Source organism: Rhodoferax sp. U2-2l, assembly GCF_020594515.1.
Lineage (GTDB): Bacteria > Pseudomonadota > Gammaproteobacteria > Burkholderiales > Burkholderiaceae_C > Rhodoferax.
Genome location: NZ_JAJCTH010000015.1, coordinates 1 through 26451 on the forward strand (window position 1 = coordinate 1; position 26451 = coordinate 26451).

Below are 26451 nucleotides of genomic sequence, written 5' to 3' on the forward strand. Positions count from 1 at the left end.
GGCGCTGTACTCGCGCCGCCGGGGTCGCTCTACTGTCGATATTTGATTCATCATCTCCACGATCTCCTTCGTGGGGACGATGCCTGATCATCTGCATCGACTCAATATGGGATGCCCAGCCGCATACCAAACACAGATGATTTGGATGACCGCTGTCTGGAAATTTGGCTGACAGCTACCAGCCTTAACCCGCCATCCGCCGCATCGCGAAAGTGATGCACCAAGTCCCGGCAGCATCGGCCTGCGCACTCACCAGACTGTGGCACTAAATGCCACAACTGGTACTCAACCGCACCGGGCCACGCAAGGCCTCTTCGACCTCGCGAGAGCTTCAGTAGTTATAGCTTCGATCCCTTGTGAAATAAGGACTATCGTCAGTTTTGACACAAACCCCAGCAGACACCACACACAACCCTGCCATGCAGGCACCCCGCCTACGACCGATCCGGCGCGTTTTTGTGTTCGCGCTCCCAGTAGGTCGGGCGTTCGTAGTGGTGGTACAACGCCTGTTCTTGTTCACGGGTCAGTGGGGTTGACGCATCAAAACGCGGGCTGGTCTGGATGGCCTGGCGGCTCAGGTTGACACTGACGCGTGAGTCAGCCCAGCGGATGTCGCTCACCCAGTCCGGCGCCATCAGCACCTGATGCCCCAGCCACCAGTTGCTGGTGTTGAGCACCAGGTACCGGATGGCCCAGTTGTCCTCCTCCACCAGCATGCTGTGCACGTGGCCGATGTCGCCGTCGCTGGCCTCCAGGTGGTAGCCGATCACCGCCTGGCAGCTGCGCAGGTGCGGGTCGTCGTTGCGTTGCCGGGTGGGCACGGCGCGGTCCATCACCTCGGTCACATCGCTGCGCGCCGACGTCTGCGCCCCGGCTGTGAAGCCGGGCGGTGAGGTCAGCACCGGGGCATCCTGAGCGGCACCGGTCAACCCGCCGCCGCCCCTGTCGTAGGGCAGGCCGTAGTAGTCGGCGTGTTGCGCCTCGTGTTGGCGTGACACCGGTTTGTCGGTGTCGATGTCCGGGCTGTTCTTGACCTCTTCACGGCTGATGTGCACCGGCAGGCGCTTGTGCGTCCAATCGGCGCCTGCCAGCGAGAACGGTGAGATCAGCACTTTGCGGCTCTTCAGCCACGAGCCGGTTTCCACCACCAGGTAGCGGATGGTCCAGCGGGTGTCGTCAAACAGAAAGTCGGTCACGTGGCCCATGTCGCCATCGGTCGCGCCCAGGGTGTAACCCTTGAGGTCGGTCATGCTTCGCAACATGGTGTGCCTTTCAGTGATGAAAAATGTCCACTGTGGCCGCTTTCCTGAGGGAACTCTGTACGACAGCACCCGGACGGGCGGTTATGCTGCAGCCTCATGACAAGACCGCTCGCTTGACGCACGCCGTTCACCCACCCGCCACCTGACCTGACACACCTGCAGATCGACCTCAACCCCGGTTGCCAGCCCCTGTATCCCACAGGCTGGTGGCCCTTTCTTCCCTGAACACCATGCCCTTTCCCAACGCCTTTGAAAACCTGAACGTGCTGTCGCAGCAAACGCTGCTGCCACCGTCCGCCCTGCACGACGCCGTGCCCGCCACCGAGGGTGCCACCCGCACCGTGAGCAGCGCCCGCCAGACGGTGGCCAACATCCTGCAAGGCACCGACCCGCGCCTGCTGGTGGTGGTAGGGCCATGCTCGATCCACGACATCCCAGCAGCGATGGACTACGCACAGCGCCTGAAAACCCTGGCGGACGAAGTGCAAGACCAGCTGTTTGTGGTGATGCGGGTGTATTTCGAGAAGCCGCGCACCACAGTCGGATGGAAAGGGCTGATCAACGACCCGCGCATGGACGACTCGTTTCACATCGAGGAAGGCCTGCAGATCGCCCGCCAACTGCTGGTGAACCTGAACGACATGGGCCTGCCATGTGGCACCGAGGCGCTGGACCCGATCACACCCCATTACTTGGGCGACCTGATCGCCTGGAGCGCCATTGGCGCACGCACCACCGAGAGTCAGACCCACCGCGAACTCGCCAGCGGCCTGTCCAGCCCGGTCGGCTTCAAGAATGGCACCGACGGCAACCTGGATGTGGCCATCAACGCCATGCTGTCTGCTGCGCAGCCGCATGCGTTTTTGGGCATCAATGAATTTGGCCAGGTGGCGTTGACCCAAACGCGGGGCAACGCGTTTGGCCATCTGATTTTGCGCGGCGGCAGTGTGCCCAATTACGACTCGGTCTCGGTCGCGCAAGCAGCCACCGAACTCGCGGCGGCCAAATTGCCGGTCAACATCGTGGTCGACTGCAGCCACGCCAACTCGCGCAAAAACCACGCCCTGCAAAGCCTGGTGCTCAAGGACGTGGTGGGGCAGATCACCGACGGCAACCGCGCCATCAAGGGCGTGATGCTCGAATCCAACCTGTTCGAGGGTAACCAGAAGCTGGGCGACCCGAAGGCGCTGCGCTACGGCGTCTCCATCACCGACGCCTGCCTGGGCTGGGAAGCCACAGAGGCCAGCCTGCGCGAAGCGGCTGAGCGCTTGCGCGCCCGTTCACGTTAAGGACGGGCCGGGTTCAAACAAAGCCGTGGATGCCGGATCAAGTCCGGCATGACAGCCGCAGCAGCCGGGTTCACCCAGCCGCCAGCGCGGCCTCGATGTCTTTGGCCAGGCTGGCAGGCGTGTCGGTGGGGGCGTAACGTTTGAGCACCGCGCCGTCCTTGCCGACCAAAAACTTGGTGAAGTTCCACTTGATGGCTTTGCTGCCCAGCAGTCCCGGTGCTTCGCTGGCAAGCCACTGGTACAGCGGGTGTGCGCCGCTGCCGTTGACCTCGATCTTGGCCATCATCGGGAAGCTCACACCGTAGTTGCGCTGGCAAAACTGGGCAATTTCGCCGTTGGTGCCCACGTCCTGCGCGCCAAACTGGTTGCACGGGAAGCCCAGCACCACCAAGCCCTTGGCGCCATAGGTTTCGTGCAACTTCTCCAGCCCGGCAAACTGCGGGGTGAAGCCGCAGGCACTGGCGGTGTTGACGATCAGCATCGCTTTGCCCTGAAATTGCTTCAGCGATACCGGCTTGCCGTCGATGGACAGCGCTTCAAAGTCGTAAATAGTGTTCATGTCCCGACTTTCTCACATTGAAAAAAGCCCACAATTTCAAGGTTTATCAGGTGCGAGACTAGGCGCACCGCTGCAGACAGTGCTTCAGCACGGCAAAGCGGTGCAACGACGTATCACGCCTGATAAACCTTGAAATCAGCCGTGCGCCTTGTCGTTTCTGGCGATGGCCAGCAAGCGCTCCACCTCGGCGCTGTGTTCGCGGCAGTTGCGCGCATGCCAGCGTTTGATCAGCCACATGAACCCGGCAATCACCAGGCCAAACATGGTGATGGCGCCAAACGTGGGCAGCCCCAGGCCGGTGGACAGGCTGTAGAGCGCCCCCAGCACCAAAATACAGGCCTGTTCGTTGAAGTTTTGAACCGCAATCGAGCGCCCGGCGCCCATCAAATTGTGGCCCCGGTGCTGCAGCAGCGCGTTCATCGGCACCACCAAAAAGCCGCCCAAGGCACCCAGCAAGATCAAAAACGGCGCCGCCACCCACACATTGGTGATGAAGATCAGCAAAATGATCAGCAGCCCCATGCCGATGCCCAGCGTGATCACGCGCGGGCCGTCTTCCAGGCGCATGCGCATCGACGCCACCACGGCCCCGGCGGCCATGCCAATCGCCACCACCCCCTGCAAGGCCGACGCCTGCGTCACCCCGTAACCCAACGCAGCGGCCGCCCAAGCCAGCACGATAAAGCGCAGGTTGCCCGCCACACCCCAGATCAGGGTGGTGGCCGCCAGCGAGATCTGGCCCAGCTTGTCGCGCCACAGGCGGGTGTTGCAGGACCAGAAATCCGGCAGCAAGGAGAACATCTTTTTAGGCAACGGGCGCATCAGCACGTCGGTGAGCGGGATGCGGGTGTTGAACCAGGCGGCCAGCAGGTAGACAAAAATCAGCACCGCAATGGCGGCCTCGGCCCGGGTGTTGATGCCCAGGTAGGCAATGGGAAACTGCACCGACAAAATCTTGTCGGCAATAAACGGCGCCACCAGCTGGCCCCCCAGCAGCACCCCCAGAATGATCGAACCGATGGTCAGCCCCTCGATCCAGCCATTGGCCTTGACCAGTTGGGAGGCGGGCAGCAGCTCGGTCAGGATGCCATATTTGGCCGGTGAATACGCCGCCGCCCCCAGCCCCACCACCGCGTAAGCCAACAGCGGATGCGTGCCAAACAGCATGAACAGACAGCCCGCGATCTTGATGAAATTGCTGATCAGCATCACCCGGCCTTTGGGCATCGAATCGGCCAACGCCCCCACAAAAGGCGCCAAAATCACGTAAAACAACGCAAACATCGGCACCAAAGCCGCCTGCTGCCATTGGGGAGAGTGATTGGTTCTCAGCAGCTGAACGGCCGCCACGAACAAGGCGTTATCGGCCAGCGAGCTGAAAAACTGCGCTGACATGATGGTGTAAAAGCCGCGTTTCATCAGGAAAAAAGAAGCGCCTGTGAACCAGGCTCCAATCGATGTAAGTTGTCTCCGAACAGGCGGCGGTTATAGCACGGCACGGCGGTGTCAAAATCCAGGCTTTCGTATTGCCCCAACGCGCCAGACGCCATGCCCCGCCCCATTCTCGCCACCATTCATCCTGCTGCAGTGCAGCACAACCTGGCCCGTGCACGCCGTGCAGCACCGGATGCCAAAGCCTGGGCGGTGGTCAAGGCCAACGCATACGGCCACGGCATTGAGCGCGTGTTTGAAGGCCTGCGCAGCGCCGACGGCTTTGCCCTGCTGGACCTCGACGAGGCCCAGCGTGTGCGTGATCTGGGCTGGCGCGGCCCGATTTTGTTGCTGGAAGGTGTGTTTGAGGCGCGAGACCTGGAACTGTGCTCGCGGCTGGACCTGTGGCACGCGGTGCATTGCGACGAGCAGATCGACATGCTGGCCGCCCACAAGACCAATGTGCCGCACCGCGTTTTCCTGAAAATGAACTCGGGCATGAACCGGCTGGGTTTCACGGCTGAGCGATTCCGCTCGGCCTGGGCACGCCTGAACGCGTTGCCACAGGTGGATGAAATCTCGCTGATGACCCACTTCAGCGACGCCGACGGCCCGCGCGGCATCAGCCACCAGATGCAGGTGTTCAACGAGGTCACAAGAGATTTGCCGGGCGAACGCAGTTTGAGCAACAGCGCCGCCACCCTGCGCCACATGGCCGCCGACGCCACAGCCGCGCAAGACGCGCTGGTGTCGGACTGGATCCGCCCCGGCATCGTGCTCTACGGCAGCGCGCCGGATTACCCTGAACACACCATCGCTGATTGGGGCCTGCAGCCGGGCATGACCCTGTCCTCCAAACTGATCGCCACCCAAACCCTGCAATCCGGGGACAGCGTCGGTTACGGCTCCCGATTTGTTGCCGAGCAGCCCATGACGATTGGCATCGTGGCCTGCGGTTATGCCGACGGTTACCCGCGGGTTTGCCCGACAGGCACACCCATCCTGGTGGCCGGACAGCGCACCCGCACCCTGGGGCGCGTCAGCATGGACATGCTCACGGTGGATCTCACCCCGCTGGTCGAGGCGGGCCACCACGTCGGTTTTGGCAGCGAGGTCACGCTCTGGGGCCGCGCCAGCAACGGCGCCGTGCTGGGCATTGACGAGGTTGCCCAGGCGGCGGGCACGCTGGGTTATGAGCTGATGTGTGCGCTGGCGCCACGGGTGCCGGTACAGGTACAGGACTGATGCCCCCTTACCTGCCGGTGCCGCTGGAGCGGGTACAGATCGGCAAACCGCTGCCCATTGACCTCTGGAGCCCGGACGGGCGCCTGCTGCTGCGCCGGGCGCAGATCCTGCAGTCTCCTGCCCACCGCGACATGCTCGCCAGCCACCAGGCCAGCATGACCGAAACCGATGCCCGCGCCTGGCAACGCAGCCTGGAGCGGCTGATGCGCAGCCTCCACCACGACGGTGCCGATCTGTCGGCGCTGGGCGAATTGCCGCTGCCCAGCGAGATCCAGGAGGACGATTTTTTGCCCGACCACGAAGTCACCGGCGGCTGGCTGGACGTGCAGGACGTGTTGCGCGGCCTGCTCTACCAGGGCGAGGCCGCCGTCACCCCGCTGCCACGGCTGCAGGCGCTGGAAGACCGCGCCCTGGCGCTGCTGGCCAGTGACCCGGACGACGGCCTGTTCACCCTGTTTCAGGCGCTGCCCGACCTGAGCCTGGGCTACTGCGCCACCCACGCGCTGCTGGCGGGCCTGGTGAGTGTGCTCAGCGCCGACAAACTGGCGCTCAAACCCGGCGCACGCAGCACGCTGATGCGCGCCGCCCTGGTGATGAACATTGGCATGGCACGCCTGCAGGACAACCTGGCGCGACAAAAATCCGTCCCGACACCTCTGCAGCAGCACAACATTGACGACCACGCCGCGCTGAGCGTGGCCATCCTGCAAGGCTTCGGGCTGCAGGACAACACCTTGGTGGACATCGTGCGCAGGCACCACACGCCCGATCTGTTCCAGGGTGACGAGGTGCCTCTGACGCTGGTGCGCCTGCTGAACCTGGCCGATACCTTGATCGCCAAAATGGCGCCGCGCCAAATACGGCATGCCCTGCTGCCGATGGCCGCCACCAAGAGCCTGGTGATGCAAAGCTCGAAGGCCACCACCGAACTGCGCCACGCGATGGCTGCGGCGATGGGCTTTTTTCCACCGGGCAGCTATGTGCAGCTGGCCAACGGCGAAATCGCCGTGGTGATCGCCCGCGGCCCCAAGGCCAACACCCCGCATGTGGCCTGCATCATCAACGCCAGCGGCATGCCCGTGAGCATGTACAGCTACCGCGACACCCGCACCAGCGCGCTGGCAGTGAAAGCGCCCGTGCCCGCGCATACCGTGCAGGTCAAGGTGAACGGTGACAAGATCAAACGCCTGCGCCAACTCCACGGGGTTTGAGCCAGCCGAACCCCAGCACCACCAGCCCACCCACGCCCATCGCCGCAGCCAACCAGGCCAGCGGCAGCGGCGCAAACTTGAACAGCCCAGCCAGCCAGGGCACATACAGCGCCAGCAGCATCAATGCAAGCGCCGCGCCACACACCCACCACAAAGTGCGGTTGGGCACCCGCAGGCTGTGCCACAGCGAACCGCTGCGCGACCGGTTAGCCAGAATCAGCGCCAGGTTGCTGGCCACGATGGTGGCAAACGAAAAGGCCCGGGCCGCACCTTCACCCAGGTTGGCCATGCCCCACCAGGTGGCCGCCAGCACCACCGCCAGTGCGCCCAGGCCCTGCAGCAGCGCCCACAGCAGCGTCAGGCCGCCAAACAGCGGCGTGGTCACATCACGCGGCGGGCGCTGCATCAGGTCAGGCTCGGCGGGTTCGTTCTCAAACACCATGGAGCACGCCGGGTCAATCACCAGTTCCAGAAACGCGATGTGCAGCGGGTACAGCATGGTCGGCCAGCCCAGCAGCACCGGCAGCAGCGCCATGCCGGCAATCGGCACGTGCACCGCCAGGATGTACGACATGGACTTGCGCAGGTTGTCAAAAATGCGGCGCCCCAGCCGCACCGCCTGCACCAACCCGGCAAAGTTGTCGTCCAGCAGCACGATGGACGCCGCCTCGCGCGCCACATCGGTGCCACGCTCCCCCATGGCCACCCCGACATGGGCCGCTTTCAGGGCCGGCGCGTCGTTGACGCCGTCACCGGTCATGGCCACCACCTCGCCGCGGGCTTGGAGGGCTTGCACGATGCGCAGCTTTTGCGTGGGTGCGATGCGGGCGCAGACGCTGACCGTGGCCAGACGCTGCCGCAGCGCGGCGTCATCGAGCTGGTTCATGCCATCGCCGGTCAGCAACCAATCATCCGGCGGCGGTTGCGCCTGGTCAGCCGTAGACGTGGCAAGGCCCTGTGGCGGCGGGTGGTCGGGCGGTGTCGGCAGGTACAACCCCGCCTGATGCGCGATCGCCTGCGCGGTGGCCGGGTAGTCGCCGGTGATCATCACCACACGGATGCCCGCCGTGCGCGCCTGCGCGACCGCGGCCGGGATGTCGGCGCGCAGCGGGTCGGCCAGGCCGAGCAGGCCGACAAATTCAAACTCGAAATCATGTTCAATGGCGGGCCAGTCCATGCCCTCAAAACGCGAACGCGCCACCCCCAGCACCCGCAAACCGCGCACCGCCATCGCCTCCACGGCGCTGGCCACCCGCGCCTGGGCAGCAGCGTCCATGTGGCACAAATCCACAATCGCCTCGGGCGCGCCTTTGGCCGCCACCACATGCGCCTGGCCATCCACCGCTTTCCAGACGTGGGACATGGCACGCAATTCGGGCGTCAAGCCGTACTGCTGCATCAGCGTCCAGTCGCGGTGCAAGTGCTCGGTGTCTTTCAAAAAGTGCTGGCCCAGGCGGTGAAACGCTTTTTCCATGGGGTCAAACGGATCACGCACGCTGGCCAGAATCGAATACTCCACCAAGGTGTGAAAGGCCTCGGGTAACTCAGGGGTGGTGGCGTAGTCGATCAGCAGGCACTCGCCCGGCACCCCCGCTGCCTCTGGTTGGGTGCCGCCCGGCTCGGCGTACAACTGCGCCACAGTCATGCGGTTTTCGGTCAAGGTGCCCGTTTTGTCGACGCACAACACGCTGGTCGCGCCCAGGGTTTCGATGGCGGCGATGCGACGCGTCAGCACCTTGTGTTTGGACAGACGCCAGGCGCCCAGCGCGGGAATCACGGTCAGCACCACACTGAACTCCTGCGGCAACAGCGCCATCGCCAGGGCAATCCCGGCCAGCAAGGCCCCCAGCCAATCGCCCTTGAGCCAGCCATAGGTCAGCACCAGCATCAGGCTAGCCACAGCTGCCATGACGGCCAGCCCTTTGACCAGTTGTGCCGTCTGCAACCGCAGCGGCGAAGCCTCCGGGGTGAGACCGGCCAACGCAGCGCCAATGCGCCCGATCTCACTGCGCGCCCCGGTGGCCGTGACGCGGGCCAAACCGTGCCCACGCACCAGCAGCGTGCCGGCAAACAGCTGGGCATTGGCCGCCGCCGTGCCATCAACATGGGCGCCGTCCCCAACGCCCGCCGCATCCGTGGCCGACTTGTCCACCGGGATGGCCTCGCCGGTCAGCAGTGACTCATCCACTTGCACATCGGCGCCCTCCATCAGCAGCGCATCCGCCGCAATACGGTCGCCCTCAGCCAGCACCAGCACATCGCCAACCACCACATCGCTGCCGGCCAGGCGCACCGCGGCGCCATCGCGCCACACCAGCGCACGCGGGCTGGTCAGGTCACGCAGGGCCGCCAGCGCGTGTTCGGTTTTGCCCTCCTGGTACAGCGTGAGCGCCAGCACCACCAGCACCAGGCCAAACAGCACCAGCCCCTCCTGCAGATCACCCAGCACCAGGTAGAGAACGCCTGCGCCGAGCAGCAGCGCAAACATCGGGTCAGACAAGGTCTCCCGCACCATCGCCAGCCAGCCGCGCTGCTGCGCCGAAGACAACACATTGGGGCCCTCGTCGCGCAAGCGCTGCGCCGCCTGCTCGGCACTCAGGCCCAGCTGCGGCAGCGCCCTGGCGGCAGCCTTTGCATCAGACAGATGGTTGTGGGCCATGTTGGCGTTCCGTTTTTGTCGGTAAGTGGTTGACAGCGCGGTTCATCATCGCCGTTGCCTGATCAAAAGTCCAGACACACCCGCCGCATCCTGCCGGGCTGGACCTGCCGCCCCGTATCAGGCGTCATGTCTGTGAATTCATACAGTAACATTGTGGCCATGGCCAAAGAAAAAACTGTGTATGTGTGCTCGGAGTGTGGCGGCGTCAGCCCCAAATGGCAGGGCAAATGCCCCAGCTGCAACGCCTGGAACACCCTGATCGAATCCGCACCCGAGAGCACCGCGCCCACCAAAAACCGCTTTGCCTCGCTGGCCAAGACGGCTGAGGTGGCCATTTTGGGCGACATCGACGCGGTGGACATGGCCCGCACCCCCACCGGCCACGACGAGCTGGACCGCGTGCTGGGTGGCGGCATGGTCGAAGGCGGTGTGGTGCTGATCGGCGGCGACCCCGGCATCGGCAAATCGACCCTGCTGTTGCAGGCGCTCGATTCGCTGCAGCGCAGCGGCCAAAGCACGCTGTATGTCACCGGCGAAGAAAGCGGCGCCCAGGTGGCGTTGCGCTCGCGTCGGCTGGGGCTGGACCACTCGCAGGTGCGGGTGCTGGCCGAGATTCAGCTCGAGAAAATTCTGGCCACGCTGGACGCCACCCAGCCCGACATTGCCGTGATCGACTCGATCCAGACCGTCTATTCCGACCAGCTCACCTCGGCACCTGGCTCGGTGGCGCAGGTGCGCGAATGTGCCGCCCACCTGACCCGCGCCGCCAAAGCCTCGGGCGTGTGCATCGTGCTGGTGGGCCACGTCACCAAAGAAGGCGCGCTGGCCGGGCCGCGCGTGCTGGAGCACATGGTCGACACGGTGTTGTATTTCGAGGGCGACACCCACAGCAGCTTCAGACTGGTGCGCGCCATCAAGAACCGTTTTGGCGCGGTCAACGAGATCGGCGTGTTTGCCATGACCGAAAAAGGCCTGAAAGGCGTCAGCAACCCGAGTGCCATCTTTCTGAGCCAGCACGCCGAGCCGGTGCCCGGCAGCTGTGTGATGGTCACGCTGGAAGGCACGCGACCCATGCTGGTGGAGATTCAGGCGCTGGTAGACAGTGGTGGCCCCAGCCCGCGGCGCTTGAGCGTCGGTCTGGACAAGGATCGCCTCGCCATGCTGCTGGCGGTGCTGCACCGCCACGCCGGGGTGGCGTGTATGGATCAGGACGTGTTTGTCAACGCGGTAGGCGGTGTCCGGATCTCGGAGCCCGCCGCGGACCTGGCGGTGCTGCTGGCGATCACGTCATCACTCAGAGGCAAACCACTGCCCAAAGGCTTCTTCGCGTTTGGCGAAGTGGGGCTGGCCGGTGAGGTGCGCCCGGCGCCACGCGGGCAGGAGCGCCTGAAAGAAGCCGCCAAACTGGGCTTCAGTGTGGCCGTGGTGCCCAAGGCCAATGTGCCCAAAAACCTCCAATCCAAAGACTTTGAAGGCCTGACGATTCACGCCGTGGAGCGTGTCGAGCAGGCCATGGAGATTGTGCGCAGTCTGGCTTAATTGCCGTCCAGCATCTTCAGCACACGGTCGGTCAAGTCGTTTTTGGGGTCAACAAAAATCGCGGACTGCAGCACAAAGTCCAGCTTTTCAGCGGCGGCAATGTCTTTCACCGCTTTGTTGACGCTGACCAGCAGCTTTTGCAGCTCTTCGTTCTTGCGTTTGTTCAGGTCTTCCTGAAAGCTGCGCTGGGTGCGCTGCAGGTCACGCTCTTGCTCCATCAATTTTTTTTGCTGCTCCAGGCGTTTGGCCTCGGCCAGCACGGGGGCATCGGTCTGGAACTTGGTCACGGCTGACTTGAACGCGGTGTCTTGTGCAGCACCGTCTTTTTGCCGCGCAGAAAACTCTTTCTCCAGCTTGACCTGGCTGGCCTTGGCGGGGGCCGATTCTTTCAACACCCGCTCCAGGTTGACAAACCCGACGCGACCGGCAGAAAAATCTGCCGCTTGCGCAGCGCTCATGCCAAAAGCGCACAGAAAACTGAGGAACAGGCCCGCGCCAAAGCGCTGGAGCGCACCGTGGTTGCCGAAAAAAGACGTGTGTTGTTGGGTCATGGTGGGGTGTGATGAAGTGAAAGAAGAGATTGTGCGACGGAATGCGCCGTGTGCCGAATGGCCTTATTGGCGAACCACCGTGTTGCCTGATTTTTTGACCGGGTCACCGACCTTGAAGCCGGGGTCCTGCGCGAAGTCAAACGTGGCGCTGCCGCCGTGGCTGTAGGTCACGCTCACCTGCCAGACCTGGGTGGTGTTCATGTTTTCCTGGATCTTTTTGCCGGCATAGGCGCCGCCCGCGGCACCGGCAATGGTGGCCAGGTCTTTGCCAAAACCGCCGCCCACCTGACGCCCCAGCACGGCACCGGCCACGCCACCGGCAATCAGCCCCACCGCATTGGCCTCACCTTCTTTGTCCACCAGGTTGATGGCCGTCACCCGGCCGCAGTCGGCGCAGTCTTTGGCCGTGGGCTGGGTGCTGTAGGTGCCCGGCTGGGTGCGCAAGGCGGCCAGTGATTTGTCGTAGATGGCTTGCGCATCACGGCGGCATTGGATACGCGCCTCGGGCGAGGCTTCGTCAGCGCACAACTTCTTGTCCGCCTCAAAACGCACTTTGGCTTCTTCTGCGCTGGCTTTGGCCTGTGGGTTGCTGGTCCAGCTGGTTTGCGCCAGCGCCGGGCTAACCGACAAAAAACAGAGCAGACCAGCGGCCAGGGCCGCCCGCTTGATAACGAACTGTGACTTGTTTGCCATAAAGACCTCCAGAACCGACAGCGACCGCGCCATCCATCAAGCGGCAAGGATACCCGCATGCCGTCAAGTTTCGGTGAACGACCTGTAACCGGGGGTTAGCCCTAGGCGTGACTCTGGTTTCGCCCGGACCAGACCTCTAAAATGAACGACTTTGTTACACAGCGCCCGCTAAACACTTTGAGGAACAACCGATGAGCCCCCTACCCCCTTCCATGGCTGACCGCGACGGCAAAATCTGGATGGACGGCCAGATGGTGGACTGGCGCGACGCCAAGATCCACGTGCTGACCCACACCCTGCACTACGGCTGCGGTGCGTTTGAGGGCGTGCGCGCTTACAACACCGTCAACGGCCCGGCGATCTTCCGCCTGGAAGAGCACACCGACCGCCTGTTCAACAGCGCCAAAATCCTGCGCATGAAGATCCCTTTCACCAAGGAAGAGGTCAACGAGGCCCAGAAAGCCGTGATCCGCGAGAACAAGCTCGACTCCGGCTACCTGCGCCCGCTGACCTGGATTGGTGACAAAAAACTCGGTGTCTCACCCAAGGGCAACACCATCCACCTGATGGTCGCCGCCTGGCCCTGGGGCGCCTACCTGGGTGAAGAAGGCATGCGCCGTGGCATCCGCGTGAAAATTTCCAGCTACACCCGCCACCACGTCAACATCACCATGACGCAGGCCAAAGCGGTCAGCAACTACACCAATTCCATTTTGGCCAACATGGAAGCCACCGACGACGGCTACGACGAAGCCATGCTGCTGGACGCCAGCGGTTTTGTCTCGGAAGGCGCCGGCGAAAACCTGTTTGTGGTGAAAGACGGCGTGGTCTACACGCCGGATCTGTCCGCTGGTGCACTCAACGGCATCACCCGCAACACCGTGCTGCACATCTGCAAGGACCTGGGCCTGGAGCTGGTGCAAAAACGCATCACCCGCGACGAGGTCTACATCAGCGACGAAGCTTTCTTTACCGGCACCGCCGCCGAAGTGACCCCGATCCGCGAGGTGGACCGGCTGGAAATCGGCTGCGGCAGCCGTGGCCCGATCACCGAGAAAATCCAGAGCGCGTTTTTTGACATCGTCAACGGCCGCAACCCAAAATACGCCCACTGGCTGACCCTGGTCTGAAACTTCGCAAAGTTGAACACACCATGACAAAAGCAACCGTTGAACTGCTGGCCAAGGACTTGAACCACGCCGGCGGGGTGTATTGCCCGAGTCCACTGGCCAACATGACCCTCTGGAACACCCACCCCAAGGTGTATCTGGATGTGGCCCGTACCGGCCAGGCCAGGTGCCCGTACTGCGGCACGGTGTACCAACTCAAAGCCGGCGAACACGTTCAAGGCCACTGATGGCTGAGGGCCACGCGCCAGCGCGCACAGCCAAACGTGCGCTGGTCATTGCGCCGCAGTGGATCGGCGACGCCGTCATGACCGAGCCGCTGCTGCGCCGCCTGCAGACGCGCGGCGAGCGGCTCACGGTGGGTGCGCTGCCCTGGGTGGCGCCGGTGTACCGGGCCATGCCGCAGGTCGCCGACGTCATCGAATTCCCTTTTGCCCATGGCGGCCTGCAATGGCGAGAGCGCCGCGCCGTGGCCCGGCAGCTCGATGGCCAGTTTGACGTGGCCTACATCTGCCCCAACTCCCTCAAAAGTGCCCTGCTGCCTTTTCTTGCGGGGATACCGGAGCGGGTGGGTTACCTGGGCGAAGCCCGCGTGGGTGTGCTGACCCACCGCCTGAAAAACCCGGCCAAGCGCCAGCGCCCGCCGATGGTGGCCTTTTACTCGGCACTCAGTGGCGATACCGATGTCGCCGCAGACCGGCCGCGCTTGCAGCTGGACACCGCCAGCGCAGACGCCACCTTGCGGGTGCTGGGCTTGCAGCGCGGCGGCTATGTGGTGATGGCCCCGGGCGCAGAATTTGGCCCCGCCAAGCGCTGGCCCACCCGCCACTTTGCCGACCTGGCCCGCCAGTTGACCGTGCCGGTGGTGTTACTGGGTTCAGGCAAAGAAGCCGACCTCTGCGCCGAGATTGTTCAAGATGGCACCAGCACCTTGCCAGGCGGCAGCCCCACCATCATCAATCTGGCCGGCAAAACCACCCTGACCCAGGCGCTGTGTGTGATCAGCGCGGCCAAGAACATGGTCAGCAACGACTCGGGGCTGATGCATGTGGCGGCCGGTTTTGGCGTGCCACAGGTGGCCATTTTTGGCTCCAGCAGCCCGCTGCACACACCGCCGCTCAACGATGCCGCCCATGTGTTGTGGCTGAAAAACGACCCCGCCTATCTTCCCCCGCTGGATTGCGCGCCGTGCTTTGAGCGCGTCTGCCCGCTGGGCCACACCCGTTGCCTCAACGACATCGCGGCCAGTCAGGTGTTGCCGTTGTTAGAGCCACGCACCGCGGTTCGATGAGCACTGAGGGCTGATATGGATTAAAAAAAAGCCACCCGAAGGTGGCTTGTAAAAGTTCCCCGAAGGGAACGTCGTTGGAAACCTTGCAAAATCCAAAAGTACTTTTGAATACCTTCTCAGAGAGTTTTGCTTCATGACTGTGACAGCAGCGAGGAGAACTGTAACGGGCCTCTGAGCGTTTGGGTATCCCCCAAATGGGGGATATTGAGGGGGTTTTCAAAGAATTTTTCAATTTTTTTGAAACAAACCTCAGTGCTTGGCCTGCTGCAGGGGCAACTCGACAACAAAACAGGCGCCACCGTCGGGCCGGTTCTCGCAAAAAGCCCGCCCGCCATGGCGCTGGGCGATGGATTTCACCAGCGCCAGCCCCAAACCAACGCCCCCATCACGCTCGGTGGCGCCGGGCAGCCGGTAAAACGGCTCAAAAATACGCTCCATCAGCTCAGGCGGCACACCGGGGCCGCGGTCACAGACCCTGATTTCCACACCCGCCGCGGTCTGGCGCAGGCGCAGGCTGACCTCCCCTTTGGCGTGGCGGCGGGCGTTTTCCAGCAGGTTGCGCACCGCGCGGCGCAACAGTTTGGCCACCCCTTGCACCGGCAACTCATGCGACACCTGGGCGCTGCCGGCGGCGTCGTGGTCTGGCAACACCAGCTCGGCGTCGACCCGGGCGCATTCCTCCACGGCCAGCCCCACCAGGTCAACCGACTCCACCGTGCCCATGTCGCTTTCGCGCGCATCGAGTCGGCTGGCCAGCAAAATCTCTTCAATCAGCTGGTCCAGCTCGGTGATGTTGCGGGCAATTTCATCGCGAAAGGCGGGCGACACGTTCGGCCCCATCAGCTCCAGGCCCATGCGGATACGTGTCAACGGCGAGCGCAACTCATGCGAGGCATTGGCCAGCAAGGACTTTTGCGAGGCCAGCAGCGCCTCATGCGACTTGACCAGCGTTTCCACCCGCTCGGCGGCGTGGTTGAACCGCTTGGCCAGAAACGCCACCTCGTCCGAGCCGGTTTCGGGAACACGGGCCGACAAATCGCCCTCGCCCCATTGCTGCACGCCGTTTTGCAGACACTCCAGGCGGCGCGTGAGGGTGCGCACGATCGGGTAGGTGGCCAGCGCCACGGCCAGGCCCACCCACACCAGCATCCAGGCAAAGCCAAAGGGCGGGCGGCTCCAGAAGGACGGCGGCGGGCGCGTCAGGCGCACACGGACGGTCTGGCCGTCTTGCATACGCACGACAAATTCCGAGCCTGGCCGCAGGTCTGCTTCAGCCGCCGTGGAGGCGGCCGCCTGCGGGCTGGTGACACCAGGCCCGGCATCAGGTTCGTCGCCCTCTGGCACGTCAGCCGGTGCCATCTGGCCCAGTTGCGCGGCCTGGCGACGCGCCTCACGGGCGGCATGGCGCTGCTCCCGCCACTCGCGCATGGCATGCTCGTCCAGCATGTGGTGTGGTCGCCCGCGGCCAATGATCTGCCCGGTCGCGTTGCTCACCACCACCTCGCGCGGTGGCGGGTCGGCGGTCATGCGCCAGATCCAGCCCACCAGCAGAATGAGCACGGCCACCGCCATGACCACCGCCAGCCAGATGCGGACGTAAAGTTTGTTGAACATCAGTCCTGCTGCCGGGCAAAGACGTAGCCAACACCGCGCACGGTCAGGATGCGTTTGGGCGCTTTGGCATCCACCTCGATGGCGGCACGGATGCGGCCCATGTGCACGTCGATGGAGCGGTCAAACGCATCCAGCTCGCGCCCGCGCACGGCTTCCATGATCTGGTCACGCGTGAGCACCCGGCCCGCGCGCTCGGCCAGCGCCACCAGCAGGTCAAACTGGTACGAGGTCAGCTCACACGGCTGACCGGCCACGCTCACCAGCCGCGCGTCACGGTCAATCTCCAGCGAACCAAAATGCAGCTGATTGCTGGCCACAGGTTGGGCGCCGTCCACACGGCGGCGCAACACGGCGCGGATGCGCGCCAGCAGTTCACGCGGCTCGAAGGGTTTGGGCAGGTAATCGTCAGCGCCCATTTCCAGGCCGATGATGCGGTCCATCGGGTCGCCTTTGGCGGTGAGCATCAGCACTGGCGTGCTGGCCAGCGCACCCGGCAGTGCCCGGATGCGGCGGCACACCTCCAGGCCGTCCATGTCCGGCAACATCAGGTCCAGGATGACCAGGTGCGGCGGTTTGTCATGCAGCGCCTGCAAGCCGCTGGTGGCGTCGCCTGCGTGGGCCACGGTGTAGCCGGACTGGCCCAGGTATTCACACACCATGTGGGCCAGGCGGGCGTCGTCTTCGATCATCAACAGGTGCTGGTTCATGGGTTCAGTCTAGGGGGCAGACACCAAGGGGGCTTGTCGTCTGCGTAAAGTTAGGTAAAAAGCAGGCTCCTCTTTGACGTGCCATGCCTGCTGTCATCCTGCGGCGTGCTTTTGCTGCCATCACAGTCACACAGCGTTCAGCTTCATGGCCGTGGGTCAGCGGCTATTTTCAGCCTTGAAGTCAGCCACACCAGCAACAGCACCGGCACGCCCAGCAAGGCAGTGGCGGTAAAGAAGTTCTGGTAACCAAAGCTGTCCACGTAGCTGCCCGAATAACCCGCCAGGAACTTGGGCAGCAGCAGCATCATCGAGCTGAAAAGCGCATATTGCGTGGCCGAATACGCCACATTGGTCAGGCCAGAGAGGTAAGCAATGAACGCCGCCGAGGCAATGCCGCTGGCCAGGTTGTCGGCTGAGATCACCCACACCAGCCCGGTCAGGTCATGGCCGCGGGTGCTCAGGTAAGCAAACAGCAGGTTGCTGGCGGCACTCAGCACCGCGCCCAGCATCAGCACCCGCATCACGCCAAAGCGCATCGCCAGCACACCGCCCACAAAGGCGCCCACCAGCGTCATGATCACGCCAAACACCTTGGTCACCGCCGCCACCTCGTCCTTGGTGTAACCCATGTCCACGTAAAACGGATTCGCCATGATGCCCATCACCACGTCGCTGATGCGGTAGGTGGCAATCAGCGCCAGGATCAGCGCCGCCTGCCAGCCAAAGCGCTTCAGGAAATCGGCAAACGGCGCCACCAGAGCGCCGTGCAACCACTCGGTGAGATTTTTGCTGGGCGGCAGCGGGCGGCGCAGCGGCTCGGGTGACAGCAGTACCGTCAGCACGCCCAGCAACATGCTGGCGGCCATCACCAGATAAGCGGTGTGCCAGGCGCCGTGCTCGTAACCGATCACACCCTCAGTTTGCGCCCGCGCCGCCACCCACAACACACCGGCACCGGCCCAGATCATCGCCAGCCGGTAACCGGTCTGGTACGACGCGGCCAGCGCGGCCTGCCGGTTCACGTCGGCCGACTCGATGCGAAACGCGTCCAGCGCAATGTCTTGCGTCGCCGAGCCAAACGCCACCGCCAGCGCGCCCCACACCACCGGCGCCAGCGCCACCTGCGGGTCGTTGAAACTCATCGCCACCAGCCCGACCAGAATCGCCAGCTGCGACAACAACAGCCAGCTGCGTCGGCGCCCCAGCCAGCGCGTCAACACAGGAATCGGCAGCCGGTCCACCAACGGCGCCCAGACCCATTTGAAGGCATAGGCCAGCCCGACCCAGCTCAGGTACCCGATGGTGGTGCGGTCAATGCCCGCCTCGCGTAGCCAGAAACTCAGCGTGCCCAGCACCAGCAGCAAAGGCAGCCCGGCGGAAAAACCCAGCAACAGCATCCGCACCGAAGCCGGTTCCAGATACACCTTCAGGGTGGCCAGCCAGCCCGGCGGCTTGGGCGGGGCGCTTGAGTCGTTCAAAGTCATCGCGGCATGATAGCGGCGCCAACGCACCACCCCACGATCGGCGGTGGTCGCCAGCTGCGGCGAAGGCAGGTAAAACATCCATAGGCGTGTTCTGGCCTTCAGCCATCTCCAACAGCGTTGAGGCAGGGTGATTGGGTGATGCGACCGGGCTTTGGGATGAAAGGCGCGCGCCCGCAGGCCGTTGCGTACGCAAGCCTCAGCCCCGCGCGTGATTTCATCTCATAACCGCACGCGCATCACCCAGTCGCCCTGCTGCGCATGGCTGCAGCGTGTCACCCGCTTGTTGTGAATTGATACCGCTCGCGTCTCCACATCACTGGTGAACCAGCGCAACGCCGACCCAAGACGTTGAAACGCACCCCGTCCAGGCAGCCATGTGCAGCACGTATTGCGTAAGCAAGGTCACGCTGATAGTCTGGTGGCTTGCCACTTGATATTCGCCCCATCAGCCTGATGTGCCAGAGATATCGCCACACGGAGGTTTTTATGAACTCTGTCCGTCCACCCGCGGTTGCGGGCGCTTTTTACCCCGCGCAAGGGCTAGTGCTGGCGAAAGATGTGCAGGACTTTCTGGCCAAAGCTGCCACCCAGGTTGCCGCGGGCACGGCGGCTGAGGGTGTGCCCAAAGCCATCATCGTGCCGCACGCCGGTTACATCTACTCAGGCAGCACGGCTGCTCTGGCCTATGGCCGCCTGGCACCGGCCCGCCACACCCTCCACCGCGTGGTCTTGCTCGGGCCTGCCCACCGGGTGCCCGTGCGTGGCCTGGCGCTGCCGGGTGACGACTATCTGGCCACACCGCTGGGTCAGGTGGCAGTGGATCAGGCGGCCGTGGCCCAACTGGCGCGGCTGCCGCAAGTGGTGGTGAGTCGCGCCGTGCACGCCCAGGAACATTCGCTGGAAGTGCAATTGCCGTTTCTGCAAACCGTGCTGGACGACTTCACCCTGGTGCCGCTGGTGGTGGGTGATGCCAGCCCTGACGAGGTGGCCGAGGTGCTGAACCTGCTGTGGGGCGGGCCAGAGACGCTGCTGGTCATCAGCTCGGACCTGTCGCACTTTTTGCCCTACCCCACCGCCCAGCAACTGGACCGCCAGACCGTGCAAGCGATCCTCAGCCTGCGCGGCCCACTCACGCACCAGCAAGCCTGTGGCGGCACACCGATCAACGGCTTGCTGCTGGCTGCGCGTCAGCACGCTCTGCAGCCGCAGCTGCTGGGGCTGTGCAATTCAGGCGACACCGCGGGCGACAAAGGCCGCGTGGTCGGCTACACGGCCCTCGCATTTGAAGAGGCCCATCATGTCCACTGACGCCACGCCCCACCACACACCCGCCGCGCCCGACACGCCCGACACGCCCGACACGCCCGACACGCCCGATGCGCCCGATGCGCTGGGCACCAGCCTGTTGCGCCTGGCCCGGGCCAGCATCGCCACCGCGCTGGGTCGCCGGATGGACGCCGCCGACGACACGCCTGGCTTGCAGGCGCCGGGTGCCTGTTTTGTCACGCTGACCCAAGCCGGGCAATTGCGCGGCTGCATTGGCTCGTTGCAGGCACGGCGCAGCCTGCTGGCCGATGTGCAAGCCAACGCCGTGGCCGCCGCGCTGCACGACAGCCGTTTTGCCCCGTTGAGCCTGGCCGAACTGGACCACACCGACATCGAGGTCTCGGTGCTGTCGGCGATGCAAGCCATGCACTTTGCGAGCGAAACCGATGCGCTGGCGCAACTGCGCCCCGGTGTCGATGGTCTGGTGTTCGAATTTGGCCCTCACCGCAGCACGTTTTTGCCCCAGGTGTGGGCGCAGCTGCCAGACGCGCGCGACTTCATGGCGCGCTTGAAACGCAAGGCCGGGTTGTCGGCCAACTTCTGGGACGCTGATGTGCGCCTGCAGCGTTACACCGTGCAGCCCTGGCATGAACAACCACCCACCGGGAGAAACTGATGTCCACCGCCACTGAGCCCTACCTGGCGCGCTACTGGCACGCCCTGCCCGATGGCCGCCTGCAGTGCGACCTGTGCCCGCGTGACTGCAAATTGCAAACCGGCCAGCGCGGCGCCTGTTTTGTGCGGATGCGCGAGGGTGACCAGATGGTCCTGACCACCTACGGGCGCTCATCGGGCTTTTGCATCGACCCGATCGAGAAAAAACCGCTGAACCACTTCTACCCCGGCTCCAGCGTGCTCTCATTTGGCACGGCAGGCTGCAACCTGGCCTGCAAGTTTTGCCAGAACTGGGACATCAGCAAATCACGCGACATGGACCGGCTGATGGACCAGGCCTCGCCTGAGGTGATTGCTGCCGAGGCGCGCAAATATGGCTGCAAGAGTGTCGCCTTCACCTACAACGACCCGGTGATCTTTGCCGAATACGCCATGGACGTGGCCGATGCCTGCCATGCCGTAGGGGTGCAAACCGTGGCAGTGACCGCAGGCTACATACACGACCAGCCGCGGCGCGACTTCTTCGCCGAGATGGACGCCGCCAATGTGGACCTGAAAGCGTTCACCGACGACTTTTACTTTCACCTGACCGGCTCGCACCTGCAGCCGGTGCTCGAAACGCTCATCTATTTGAAGCATGAAACCGATGTCTGGTTTGAAATCACCACGCTGTTGATCCCTGGCCACAACGACTCGGACGAAGAACTGACGGCGCTCTCGAACTGGGTGATGGAAAAACTGGGGCCGGAGGTGCCTCTGCATTTTTCGGCCTTCCACCCGGACCACAAAATGCCCGATGTGCCCGCCACGCCACCCGCCACGCTGGTACGCGCCCGCCACATCGCCCTGAAAACCGGCCTGCATCACGTCTACACCGGCAATGTGCACCACATCGAGGGTGACACCACCTTTTGCCCGGCCTGCCAGGCGCCGCTGATCGTGCGGGACTGGTACCAGATCAACCGTTACCGGCTCACCGCCACCGGCTGCTGCCCGGACTGCGGCGCGGCGCTGGCCGGTCGGTTTGACACGCGCGCTGGCAATTTCGGCCGACAACGCATCCCGATGGTGATCGGGCGCTGAAGACGCACCTACTTCAAGGATTGAATTTTGGCTTGTAGGGCGGCGGGGTTGATCACCCCGAAATGCGCGTCCACCAACCGACCTCGGGCATCAAAAAACAGCGTGGTGGGCAGGCCCTGGGAGCCCACAGCCGGACCCAGGCTGCTGGTGTTGTCCATCCACACGTTTTGCAGCGTCAGCCCGGCGCGCTGCAGGTAGGTCTGAATGACCTGAGCAGACTCGCCCTGGTTGACAAAGATGAACCGCACGCCGGGCTCGCGCAGTTGCGCGGCGGCCAGGTCGGGCATCTCGATGCGGCACGGCCCACACCAACTGGCCCACAGGTTGACCACGGCGGGCTGGCCTCGAATGACGTCTGGCAGGCTGCGCACTTGCCCGGTGGCAGCCTCCGTCAACATCACTGCAGGTGCTTGTGGGCGCGCGGTGCCGCCATCGGCCCACCACACCACCGCGCTGGCCCCGCCCCAGAGCGTGACCCCGGTCAACGCGGCCAGCCCCAACGCCCGTCTGGCAGCAGGCCACTGCCAGGCGCGCCAGGCCAACCACGCCGCACCACCGGCCAACCCGGCAGGTGCCAGCCAGCCACCATCGCGCAGGTCCAACAGGGTCCAGGGTGTGGCCAGATAGAGGGCGGCAATGGGCAACACATACCCCAGGCGGGCTGCCAGCATCCCCAGCAGCAGGGCGTACCACACGGTGTTTTCAGCTTTTGCCCGGCTCTCTGGGGCCACCAGACGACCCGCCACACTGGCCGCCACCCACACCGACAGCAGCAAGATCAGCGGCGCCACGGGCAAAGCCAGCGGGCCAAGCGATACCGACAACATGGGCAGGCAGGCTGCGCGGGTCAGACGTTGAGCGTCTCCAGCGCCGGGCTGTGTTTGCGCAACCCCAGCGTCAGCACCAGCATCAGCCCCATCAAGGCGGCCACCACCTCGTAGGCCACGCTGAAGCCTGCAACACCCGCCCCGCCAAAGTCCGCCAGCGCGCCAATCGCCGCAGCCGACAGCAAGGTGCCGACGCTGGTGAAGATATTGATCAGCCCCTGCGCGGTGCCACGAAACGCCAGCGGCGCCTCTTCAATGGCGATGGTGCGCAGCGCACCACTCACCACCACGCCCACCCCCAGCCCGACCGGCATGGTGGCCAGCAGAAACCCCCACAGGCCAAAGCCGGTCAAGGACGACGCGCCGTAACCGACGCACAGCAAGGCAAACCCCACCAGGATCAGCGTGCGCGCCCCCAGCCGGTTCAGCAGCCGCCCGGCGCCCATCGACCCCATAATTGAGCACACCACCATTGGCAACAGCGCAAAACCGGCGTTCTCCCGCGCCACCCCGTAGGCCAAGGTGGCAATCGACGTCAGAAAAATCACGCTACCCATGCCAAACCCGGCGCCCACAGTCAAAAGATAGGTCAGCGACAGTTGCCGGTTGGCAAACATCGACATCGGCACCAGCGGCTGCTGCGCCCGCCGCTCCACCCAGATGAACAGGGGCAGCAGCAGCACCATGGCCACCAGCGTGAACGGCCACACCGTCTGGCCGGTCATGTCGTCCAGAATCTGCGTGACGGTGGCCACCAGCGCGGCCAGCAACAGCACCAGGATGACGATGCCGCCCCAGTCCAGCGGCGGCAACGCGCCTTGGGGCCGCTGGCTGGGTATCGCCCGCACGCTCAGGTACAGCACAAAGGCGGCAATCGGCAGGTTGGCCAGAAAGATCCAGTGCCAGTTCAGCGTAACCATCACCAGCCCGGCCAGCGGCGGGCCCAGCACAAAGGCCATGCCGTAGGTGGCGCCAATCAGGCCAAGTGCCCGGCCACGCTCCTTGGGTGGCAGCGCATCGGCAATCACCGCGCTGGCGGTGGGAATGATGCCGCCCCCGCCAACGCCCTGAATGGCCCGGCCCAGCACCACCATCCAGAAGGTGGGCGCCAGCGCAATCACCAGCGAGCCCAGGGCAAACAGCGCGATGCTGATCATGTAGATGGGGCGGCGCCCGTAGCGGTCGCCCAGGCTGGCCAGCGGCGCGGTGCTGCTCAAAGACGACAGGATGAAGGCGATCATCACTAGGCCCACTTGCCGGTTGTCGACCTGGAAGGTTTCCCGCAGCGCAGGGATGACCGGCGCCAGGATGGCCGTGTCCAGCGCCGACATGAAGACGCCGATGAACAGCACCGTCATCAGTCGCCGGTACGCGGGTGTACCGGCAGGAAGGGAAGCAGACGACATCAAAACTCCGCAAAAGGCAATCAAGCCGCGTGAAAAATGGGGCAGTGTAGTGTTTTTGACCATTTTCAGTCTGCACCGCCCGCTGCTGCAAGGCGTCCCAACCACGCTCTGGCACGACGCGGGCCACGCACCACGGCCCATTCCCCCCTAGAATTTGAGCGAGTCGGGTTCCATCACAACGCATCCGCACCGGGTGCACAACAAGGCGAGCCACCATGAACTTCGTCATCATTGGCGCCGGGGCCGCAGGCGTGCGGGCTGCCGAAACGCTGCGCGAGAACGCGCCCCAGGCCAGCATCACCCTGATCAGCGGCGAACCGGGTGAACCCTACGCCCGCATGGCCATCCCGTACATCCTGACCGGCGCCATCGACGAAGACGGCGCCCGCCAGCGCCGATCGGTCCAACATCTGCCATCGCTTGGCATCCACTACCTGCACGGCCAGGTGCAGCAAGTGCACGCCGGGCCGGATGGCGGTCAGGTGGAGCTGGCCGACGGCACCCGCCTGCTCTATGACGAGCTGCTGGTGGCCACCGGCTCGTCGCCCAGCCTGCCACCGCTGCCCGGCACCGACCTGCCCGGCGTGGTGAGCTGCTGGACGCTGGAAGACGCCCGCCAGATCGCCGCCCAGCTCAAACCGGGCGCGCGCATCGTGCTGCTGGGCGCCGGTTTTGTGGCGGGGGTGATCATGAAATCTCTGGTGGCCAGCGGTGCAAAGCTGTCAGTGGTGGCCGGGCGCTCCGGGCAAATCCTGCGCTCGATGATGACCCCGGTGGGCAGCCGCATGTTGCAGCGCTGGCTGGAAAGCCGTGGTGTCGAGGTGATCACCAGCGGCCAGAGCCTGCGCGTCGAGCCCGGCCCGCGGCTGGTGATGGACACCCGCACGCTCGACGCCGACCTGATCATCCTGGCCACCGGCGTCCACCCCAACGTGGCGTTCTTGCAAGGCACCGGGGTCGAGGTGCGCAGCGGTGTCGTGATTGACGCCCACATGCGCACCAGCGTGCCGCACATTTATGCCGCGGGTGACGTGGCCCAGGGGCGCGATTTCTCCACCGGCGAATGGGTGGTGCATGCGCTGCAACCCACCGCCACCGAACACGGCCGTTTTGCCGCGCTCAACATGGCGGGGCAAAACGTGCCCTACCGGGGCAGCCTGAGCATGAACGTGCTCGACACCGTGGGTCTGATCTCGCATACCTTCGGCCAGTGGCAAGGTGCGGCCGATGGCGACATCACCGAGGTGGTGGACGAGGCCAACTACATCTACACCCGCCTGTGTTTCCAGAGCGACCAGTTGGTGGGCGCCATCACCATCGGCCACCCGCACCATGTGGGCGCGATTCGCGGGCTGATCCAGTCGCACCGCCATCTGGGCGAGTGGAAAGACCGCCTGATGGCCAACCCGCAGTTGGTGATGGACGCGTTTGTCGCGCTGAACCAGGGCTGAACCCCGCCACGGGCAGCCTCCCTTTTTGTCAGCCCATCCACCAGGACACCCCATGACAACACCCATTGCAGCCACGCTGATCCCCGGCGACGGCATCGGCCCCGAAATCATGGACGCCACGCTGGCGGTCCTCGACGCCTTGGGCGCCCCGTTCGTCTGGGAGCGCCAGGTGGCCGGACTGGAGGGCGTGAAGGTGGCCGGTGACCCGCTGCCTGCGGCCACTCTAGAGAGCATCCGGCGCACCCGCCTGGCCCTGAAAGGCCCGCTGGAAACGCCCTCGGGCGGTGGCTACCGCAGCTCCAACGTGCGCCTGCGCGAAGAATTCCAGCTCTACGCCAACCTGCGCCCGGCCCGCACCCTCATCCCCGGCGGGCGCTTTGACAAGATCGACCTGGTGGTTGTGCGCGAAAACCTGGAAGGCCTGTACATCGGCCATGAACACTATGTAAAGATCGACGACGACCCGCACGCCGTGGCCATGGCCACCGGCATCAACACCCGCGCGGGTGGGCGCCGCCTGCTCGAATTTGCCTTTGACCACGCCGTGACCACCGGGCGCAAAAAAGTCACCATCGTGCACAAGGCCAACATCATGAAGGCGCTGACCGGCATCTTCCTGGAGACCGGTCTGAAGCTCTATGAAGACAAGTACAAAGGCAAATTTGAGCTGGACACGGTGATCATCGACGCCTGCGCGATGAAACTGGTGCTCAACCCCTGGCAGTTCGACATGCTGGTCACCACCAATTTGTTTGGCGACATTTTGTCTGACCTGGTGGCCGGGCTGGTGGGTGGTTTGGGCATGGCGCCCGGCGCCAACATTGGGGCCGACGCGGCCATTTTTGAAGCCGTGCACGGCTCGGCGCCGGACATTGCCGGCCAAGGCATGGCCAACCCGATCGCCCTGATGCTGGCTGCGGCCATGATGCTGGACCACGTCAAGCTGCCCGCCATGGCCACCAAGCTGCGCACCGCGATTGATGAGACGCTCAACGCCGATGGGGTGCGCACCGGCGATCTGGGTGGCAAGGCGGGCACGGCAGAGTTCACCCAGGCGCTGGTCCGCCGCATCCGCGGCTGA

The 26451-nt window shown here is 64.3% G+C and carries 23 protein-coding genes; 12 read left to right on the forward strand and 11 right to left on the reverse strand.

Going from position 1 to position 26451, the window contains the following annotated elements; all coding sequences use genetic code 11:
- Positions 1 to 434: 434 nt before the first annotated feature.
- Positions 435 to 1262 carry a PRC-barrel domain-containing protein gene (locus LHU53_RS13765; RefSeq protein ID WP_227333238.1) on the reverse strand — a complete coding sequence of 276 codons (828 nt, stop codon included), beginning with the start codon at positions 1260 to 1262 and terminating at the stop codon, positions 435 to 437.
- Between the two features lie 230 nt (positions 1263 to 1492).
- Here LHU53_RS13765 and LHU53_RS13770 point away from each other — a divergent pair, with 230 nt between their 5' ends.
- Entirely contained in the window at positions 1493 to 2551 is a 1059-nt protein-coding gene (locus LHU53_RS13770; RefSeq protein ID WP_227333239.1) for a 3-deoxy-7-phosphoheptulonate synthase, read from the forward strand.
- A 70-nt stretch (positions 2552 to 2621) separates the two neighbouring features.
- On the opposite strand, the gene LHU53_RS13775 is transcribed toward LHU53_RS13770, so the two are convergent.
- Positions 2622 to 3110 carry a glutathione peroxidase gene (locus LHU53_RS13775; protein ID WP_227333240.1) on the reverse strand — a complete coding sequence of 163 codons (489 nt, stop codon included), beginning with the start codon at positions 3108 to 3110 and terminating at the stop codon, positions 2622 to 2624.
- 135 nt (positions 3111 to 3245) lie between these two features.
- Entirely contained in the window at positions 3246 to 4529 is a 1284-nt protein-coding gene (gene lplT / locus LHU53_RS13780; RefSeq protein WP_227333241.1) for a lysophospholipid transporter LplT, read from the reverse strand.
- Between the two features lie 129 nt (positions 4530 to 4658).
- Between lplT and alr the strand changes: the two genes are divergently transcribed.
- Positions 4659 to 5786 carry an alanine racemase gene (gene alr / locus LHU53_RS13785; protein ID WP_227333242.1) on the forward strand — a complete coding sequence of 376 codons (1128 nt, stop codon included), beginning with the start codon at positions 4659 to 4661 and terminating at the stop codon, positions 5784 to 5786.
- Positions 5786 to 6997, forward strand: coding sequence for an HD-GYP domain-containing protein (locus tag LHU53_RS13790; RefSeq protein WP_227333243.1), 1212 nt, complete (start codon positions 5786 to 5788; stop codon positions 6995 to 6997). The genes alr and LHU53_RS13790 overlap by 1 nt, the downstream gene beginning before the upstream one ends.
- On the opposite strand, the gene LHU53_RS13795 is transcribed toward LHU53_RS13790, so the two are convergent.
- The gene (locus LHU53_RS13795) at positions 6966 to 9656 is read right to left on the reverse strand and encodes a cation-translocating P-type ATPase (RefSeq protein ID WP_227333244.1); all 2691 of its coding nucleotides are present in this window, start codon (positions 9654 to 9656) and stop codon (positions 6966 to 6968) included. The genes LHU53_RS13790 and LHU53_RS13795 overlap by 32 nt on opposite strands.
- A 159-nt stretch (positions 9657 to 9815) precedes the next feature.
- On the opposite strand from LHU53_RS13795, the gene radA reads away from it, so the two are divergent.
- Positions 9816 to 11195 carry a DNA repair protein RadA gene (gene radA / locus LHU53_RS13800; protein ID WP_227333373.1) on the forward strand — a complete coding sequence of 460 codons (1380 nt, stop codon included), beginning with the start codon at positions 9816 to 9818 and terminating at the stop codon, positions 11193 to 11195.
- Here radA and LHU53_RS13805 read toward each other — a convergent pair.
- Positions 11192 to 11746: an OmpH family outer membrane protein gene (locus LHU53_RS13805; protein ID WP_227333245.1), complete on the reverse strand. Its 555-nt coding sequence runs from the start codon at positions 11744 to 11746 to the stop codon at positions 11192 to 11194. The genes radA and LHU53_RS13805 overlap by 4 nt on opposite strands.
- Positions 11747 to 11809: 63 nt before the next feature.
- Entirely contained in the window at positions 11810 to 12439 is a 630-nt protein-coding gene (locus tag LHU53_RS13810) for a glycine zipper 2TM domain-containing protein (RefSeq protein WP_227333246.1), read from the reverse strand.
- Positions 12440 to 12630: 191 nt separating this feature from the next.
- Between LHU53_RS13810 and LHU53_RS13815 the strand changes: the two genes are divergently transcribed.
- The 3 genes from LHU53_RS13815 to waaF are packed head-to-tail and all read left to right on the forward strand — an operon-like array spanning position 12631 to position 14857.
- Positions 12631 to 13569, forward strand: a complete 939-nt coding sequence (locus tag LHU53_RS13815) for a branched-chain amino acid transaminase (RefSeq protein WP_227333247.1) — start codon at positions 12631 to 12633, stop codon at positions 13567 to 13569.
- Positions 13570 to 13592: 23 nt separating this feature from the next.
- A complete protein-coding gene (locus tag LHU53_RS13820) occupies positions 13593 to 13796 on the forward strand; it encodes a zinc-finger domain-containing protein (RefSeq protein WP_227333248.1) in 204 nt (67 codons plus the stop codon).
- Positions 13796 to 14857 carry a lipopolysaccharide heptosyltransferase II gene (gene waaF / locus LHU53_RS13825; protein ID WP_227333249.1) on the forward strand — a complete coding sequence of 354 codons (1062 nt, stop codon included), beginning with the start codon at positions 13796 to 13798 and terminating at the stop codon, positions 14855 to 14857. Before LHU53_RS13820 ends, waaF begins: the two co-directional genes overlap by 1 nt.
- Before the next feature lie 249 nt (positions 14858 to 15106).
- On the opposite strand, the gene LHU53_RS13830 is transcribed toward waaF, so the two are convergent.
- The 3 genes from LHU53_RS13830 to LHU53_RS13840 form a co-directional block, all read right to left on the reverse strand.
- Positions 15107 to 16471, reverse strand: coding sequence for a cell wall metabolism sensor histidine kinase WalK (locus LHU53_RS13830; protein ID WP_227333250.1), 1365 nt, complete (start codon positions 16469 to 16471; stop codon positions 15107 to 15109).
- Positions 16471 to 17178, reverse strand: a complete 708-nt coding sequence (locus tag LHU53_RS13835; protein WP_227333251.1) for a response regulator — start codon at positions 17176 to 17178, stop codon at positions 16471 to 16473. Before LHU53_RS13835 ends, LHU53_RS13830 begins: the two co-directional genes overlap by 1 nt.
- 143 nt (positions 17179 to 17321) lie before the next feature.
- Complete coding sequence (locus LHU53_RS13840; protein WP_227333252.1) at positions 17322 to 18662, reverse strand: AmpG family muropeptide MFS transporter; 1341 nt, start codon at positions 18660 to 18662, stop codon at positions 17322 to 17324.
- A gap of 486 nt (positions 18663 to 19148) precedes the next feature.
- Here LHU53_RS13840 and amrB point away from each other — a divergent pair, with 486 nt between their 5' ends.
- The 3 genes from amrB to amrS are packed head-to-tail and all read left to right on the forward strand — an operon-like array spanning position 19149 to position 21686.
- A complete protein-coding gene (gene amrB, locus LHU53_RS13845) occupies positions 19149 to 19970 on the forward strand; it encodes an AmmeMemoRadiSam system protein B (protein ID WP_227333253.1) in 822 nt (273 codons plus the stop codon).
- Positions 19960 to 20604, forward strand: a complete 645-nt coding sequence (gene amrA, locus LHU53_RS13850; protein WP_227333254.1) for an AmmeMemoRadiSam system protein A — start codon at positions 19960 to 19962, stop codon at positions 20602 to 20604. The genes amrB and amrA overlap by 11 nt, the downstream gene beginning before the upstream one ends.
- Entirely contained in the window at positions 20604 to 21686 is a 1083-nt protein-coding gene (amrS, locus tag LHU53_RS13855; protein WP_227333255.1) for an AmmeMemoRadiSam system radical SAM enzyme, read from the forward strand. Before amrA ends, amrS begins: the two co-directional genes overlap by 1 nt.
- A gap of 8 nt (positions 21687 to 21694) precedes the next feature.
- Here amrS and LHU53_RS13860 read toward each other — a convergent pair whose 3' ends face one another.
- Both LHU53_RS13860 and LHU53_RS13865 read right to left on the reverse strand, forming a co-directional pair.
- Positions 21695 to 22513 carry a TlpA family protein disulfide reductase gene (locus LHU53_RS13860; RefSeq protein WP_227333256.1) on the reverse strand — a complete coding sequence of 273 codons (819 nt, stop codon included), beginning with the start codon at positions 22511 to 22513 and terminating at the stop codon, positions 21695 to 21697.
- A gap of 20 nt (positions 22514 to 22533) precedes the next feature.
- A complete protein-coding gene (locus LHU53_RS13865; protein WP_370632307.1) occupies positions 22534 to 23919 on the reverse strand; it encodes an MFS transporter in 1386 nt (461 codons plus the stop codon).
- Between the two features lie 215 nt (positions 23920 to 24134).
- Here LHU53_RS13865 and LHU53_RS13870 point away from each other — a divergent pair, with 215 nt between their 5' ends.
- Together LHU53_RS13870 and LHU53_RS13875 are read left to right on the forward strand one after the other, a co-directional pair.
- Positions 24135 to 25370, forward strand: coding sequence for an NAD(P)/FAD-dependent oxidoreductase (locus LHU53_RS13870; protein ID WP_227333258.1), 1236 nt, complete (start codon positions 24135 to 24137; stop codon positions 25368 to 25370).
- Between the two features lie 52 nt (positions 25371 to 25422).
- Positions 25423 to 26451, forward strand: coding sequence for an isocitrate/isopropylmalate dehydrogenase family protein (locus tag LHU53_RS13875; RefSeq protein WP_227333259.1), 1029 nt, complete (start codon positions 25423 to 25425; stop codon positions 26449 to 26451).

Excerpts from the sequence above, each read along its gene's own strand:
- LHU53_RS13765 (WP_227333238.1), bottom strand. The coding sequence starts at position 1,262 with ATGTTGCGAAGCATGACCGACCTCAAGGGTTACACCCTGGGCGCGACC.
- LHU53_RS13770 (WP_227333239.1), top strand. The coding sequence starts at position 1,493 with ATGCCCTTTCCCAACGCCTTTGAAAACCTGAACGTGCTGTCGCAGCAA.
- LHU53_RS13775 (WP_227333240.1), bottom strand. The coding sequence starts at position 3,110 with ATGAACACTATTTACGACTTTGAAGCGCTGTCCATCGACGGCAAGCCG.
- lplT (WP_227333241.1), bottom strand. The coding sequence starts at position 4,529 with ATGAAACGCGGCTTTTACACCATCATGTCAGCGCAGTTTTTCAGCTCG.
- alr (WP_227333242.1), top strand. The coding sequence starts at position 4,659 with ATGCCCCGCCCCATTCTCGCCACCATTCATCCTGCTGCAGTGCAGCAC.
- LHU53_RS13790 (WP_227333243.1), top strand. The coding sequence starts at position 5,786 with ATGCCCCCTTACCTGCCGGTGCCGCTGGAGCGGGTACAGATCGGCAAA.
- LHU53_RS13795 (WP_227333244.1), bottom strand. The coding sequence starts at position 9,656 with ATGGCCCACAACCATCTGTCTGATGCAAAGGCTGCCGCCAGGGCGCTG.
- radA (WP_227333373.1), top strand. The coding sequence starts at position 9,816 with ATGGCCAAAGAAAAAACTGTGTATGTGTGCTCGGAGTGTGGCGGCGTC.
- LHU53_RS13805 (WP_227333245.1), bottom strand. The coding sequence starts at position 11,746 with ATGACCCAACAACACACGTCTTTTTTCGGCAACCACGGTGCGCTCCAG.
- LHU53_RS13810 (WP_227333246.1), bottom strand. The coding sequence starts at position 12,439 with ATGGCAAACAAGTCACAGTTCGTTATCAAGCGGGCGGCCCTGGCCGCT.
- LHU53_RS13815 (WP_227333247.1), top strand. The coding sequence starts at position 12,631 with ATGAGCCCCCTACCCCCTTCCATGGCTGACCGCGACGGCAAAATCTGG.
- LHU53_RS13820 (WP_227333248.1), top strand. The coding sequence starts at position 13,593 with ATGACAAAAGCAACCGTTGAACTGCTGGCCAAGGACTTGAACCACGCC.
- waaF (WP_227333249.1), top strand. The coding sequence starts at position 13,796 with ATGGCTGAGGGCCACGCGCCAGCGCGCACAGCCAAACGTGCGCTGGTC.
- LHU53_RS13830 (WP_227333250.1), bottom strand. The coding sequence starts at position 16,471 with ATGTTCAACAAACTTTACGTCCGCATCTGGCTGGCGGTGGTCATGGCG.
- LHU53_RS13835 (WP_227333251.1), bottom strand. The coding sequence starts at position 17,178 with ATGAACCAGCACCTGTTGATGATCGAAGACGACGCCCGCCTGGCCCAC.
- LHU53_RS13840 (WP_227333252.1), bottom strand. The coding sequence starts at position 18,662 with ATGACTTTGAACGACTCAAGCGCCCCGCCCAAGCCGCCGGGCTGGCTG.
- amrB (WP_227333253.1), top strand. The coding sequence starts at position 19,149 with ATGAACTCTGTCCGTCCACCCGCGGTTGCGGGCGCTTTTTACCCCGCG.
- amrA (WP_227333254.1), top strand. The coding sequence starts at position 19,960 with ATGTCCACTGACGCCACGCCCCACCACACACCCGCCGCGCCCGACACG.
- amrS (WP_227333255.1), top strand. The coding sequence starts at position 20,604 with ATGTCCACCGCCACTGAGCCCTACCTGGCGCGCTACTGGCACGCCCTG.
- LHU53_RS13860 (WP_227333256.1), bottom strand. The coding sequence starts at position 22,513 with ATGTTGTCGGTATCGCTTGGCCCGCTGGCTTTGCCCGTGGCGCCGCTG.
- LHU53_RS13865 (WP_370632307.1), bottom strand. The coding sequence starts at position 23,919 with ATGTCGTCTGCTTCCCTTCCTGCCGGTACACCCGCGTACCGGCGACTG.
- LHU53_RS13870 (WP_227333258.1), top strand. The coding sequence starts at position 24,135 with ATGAACTTCGTCATCATTGGCGCCGGGGCCGCAGGCGTGCGGGCTGCC.
- LHU53_RS13875 (WP_227333259.1), top strand. The coding sequence starts at position 25,423 with ATGACAACACCCATTGCAGCCACGCTGATCCCCGGCGACGGCATCGGC.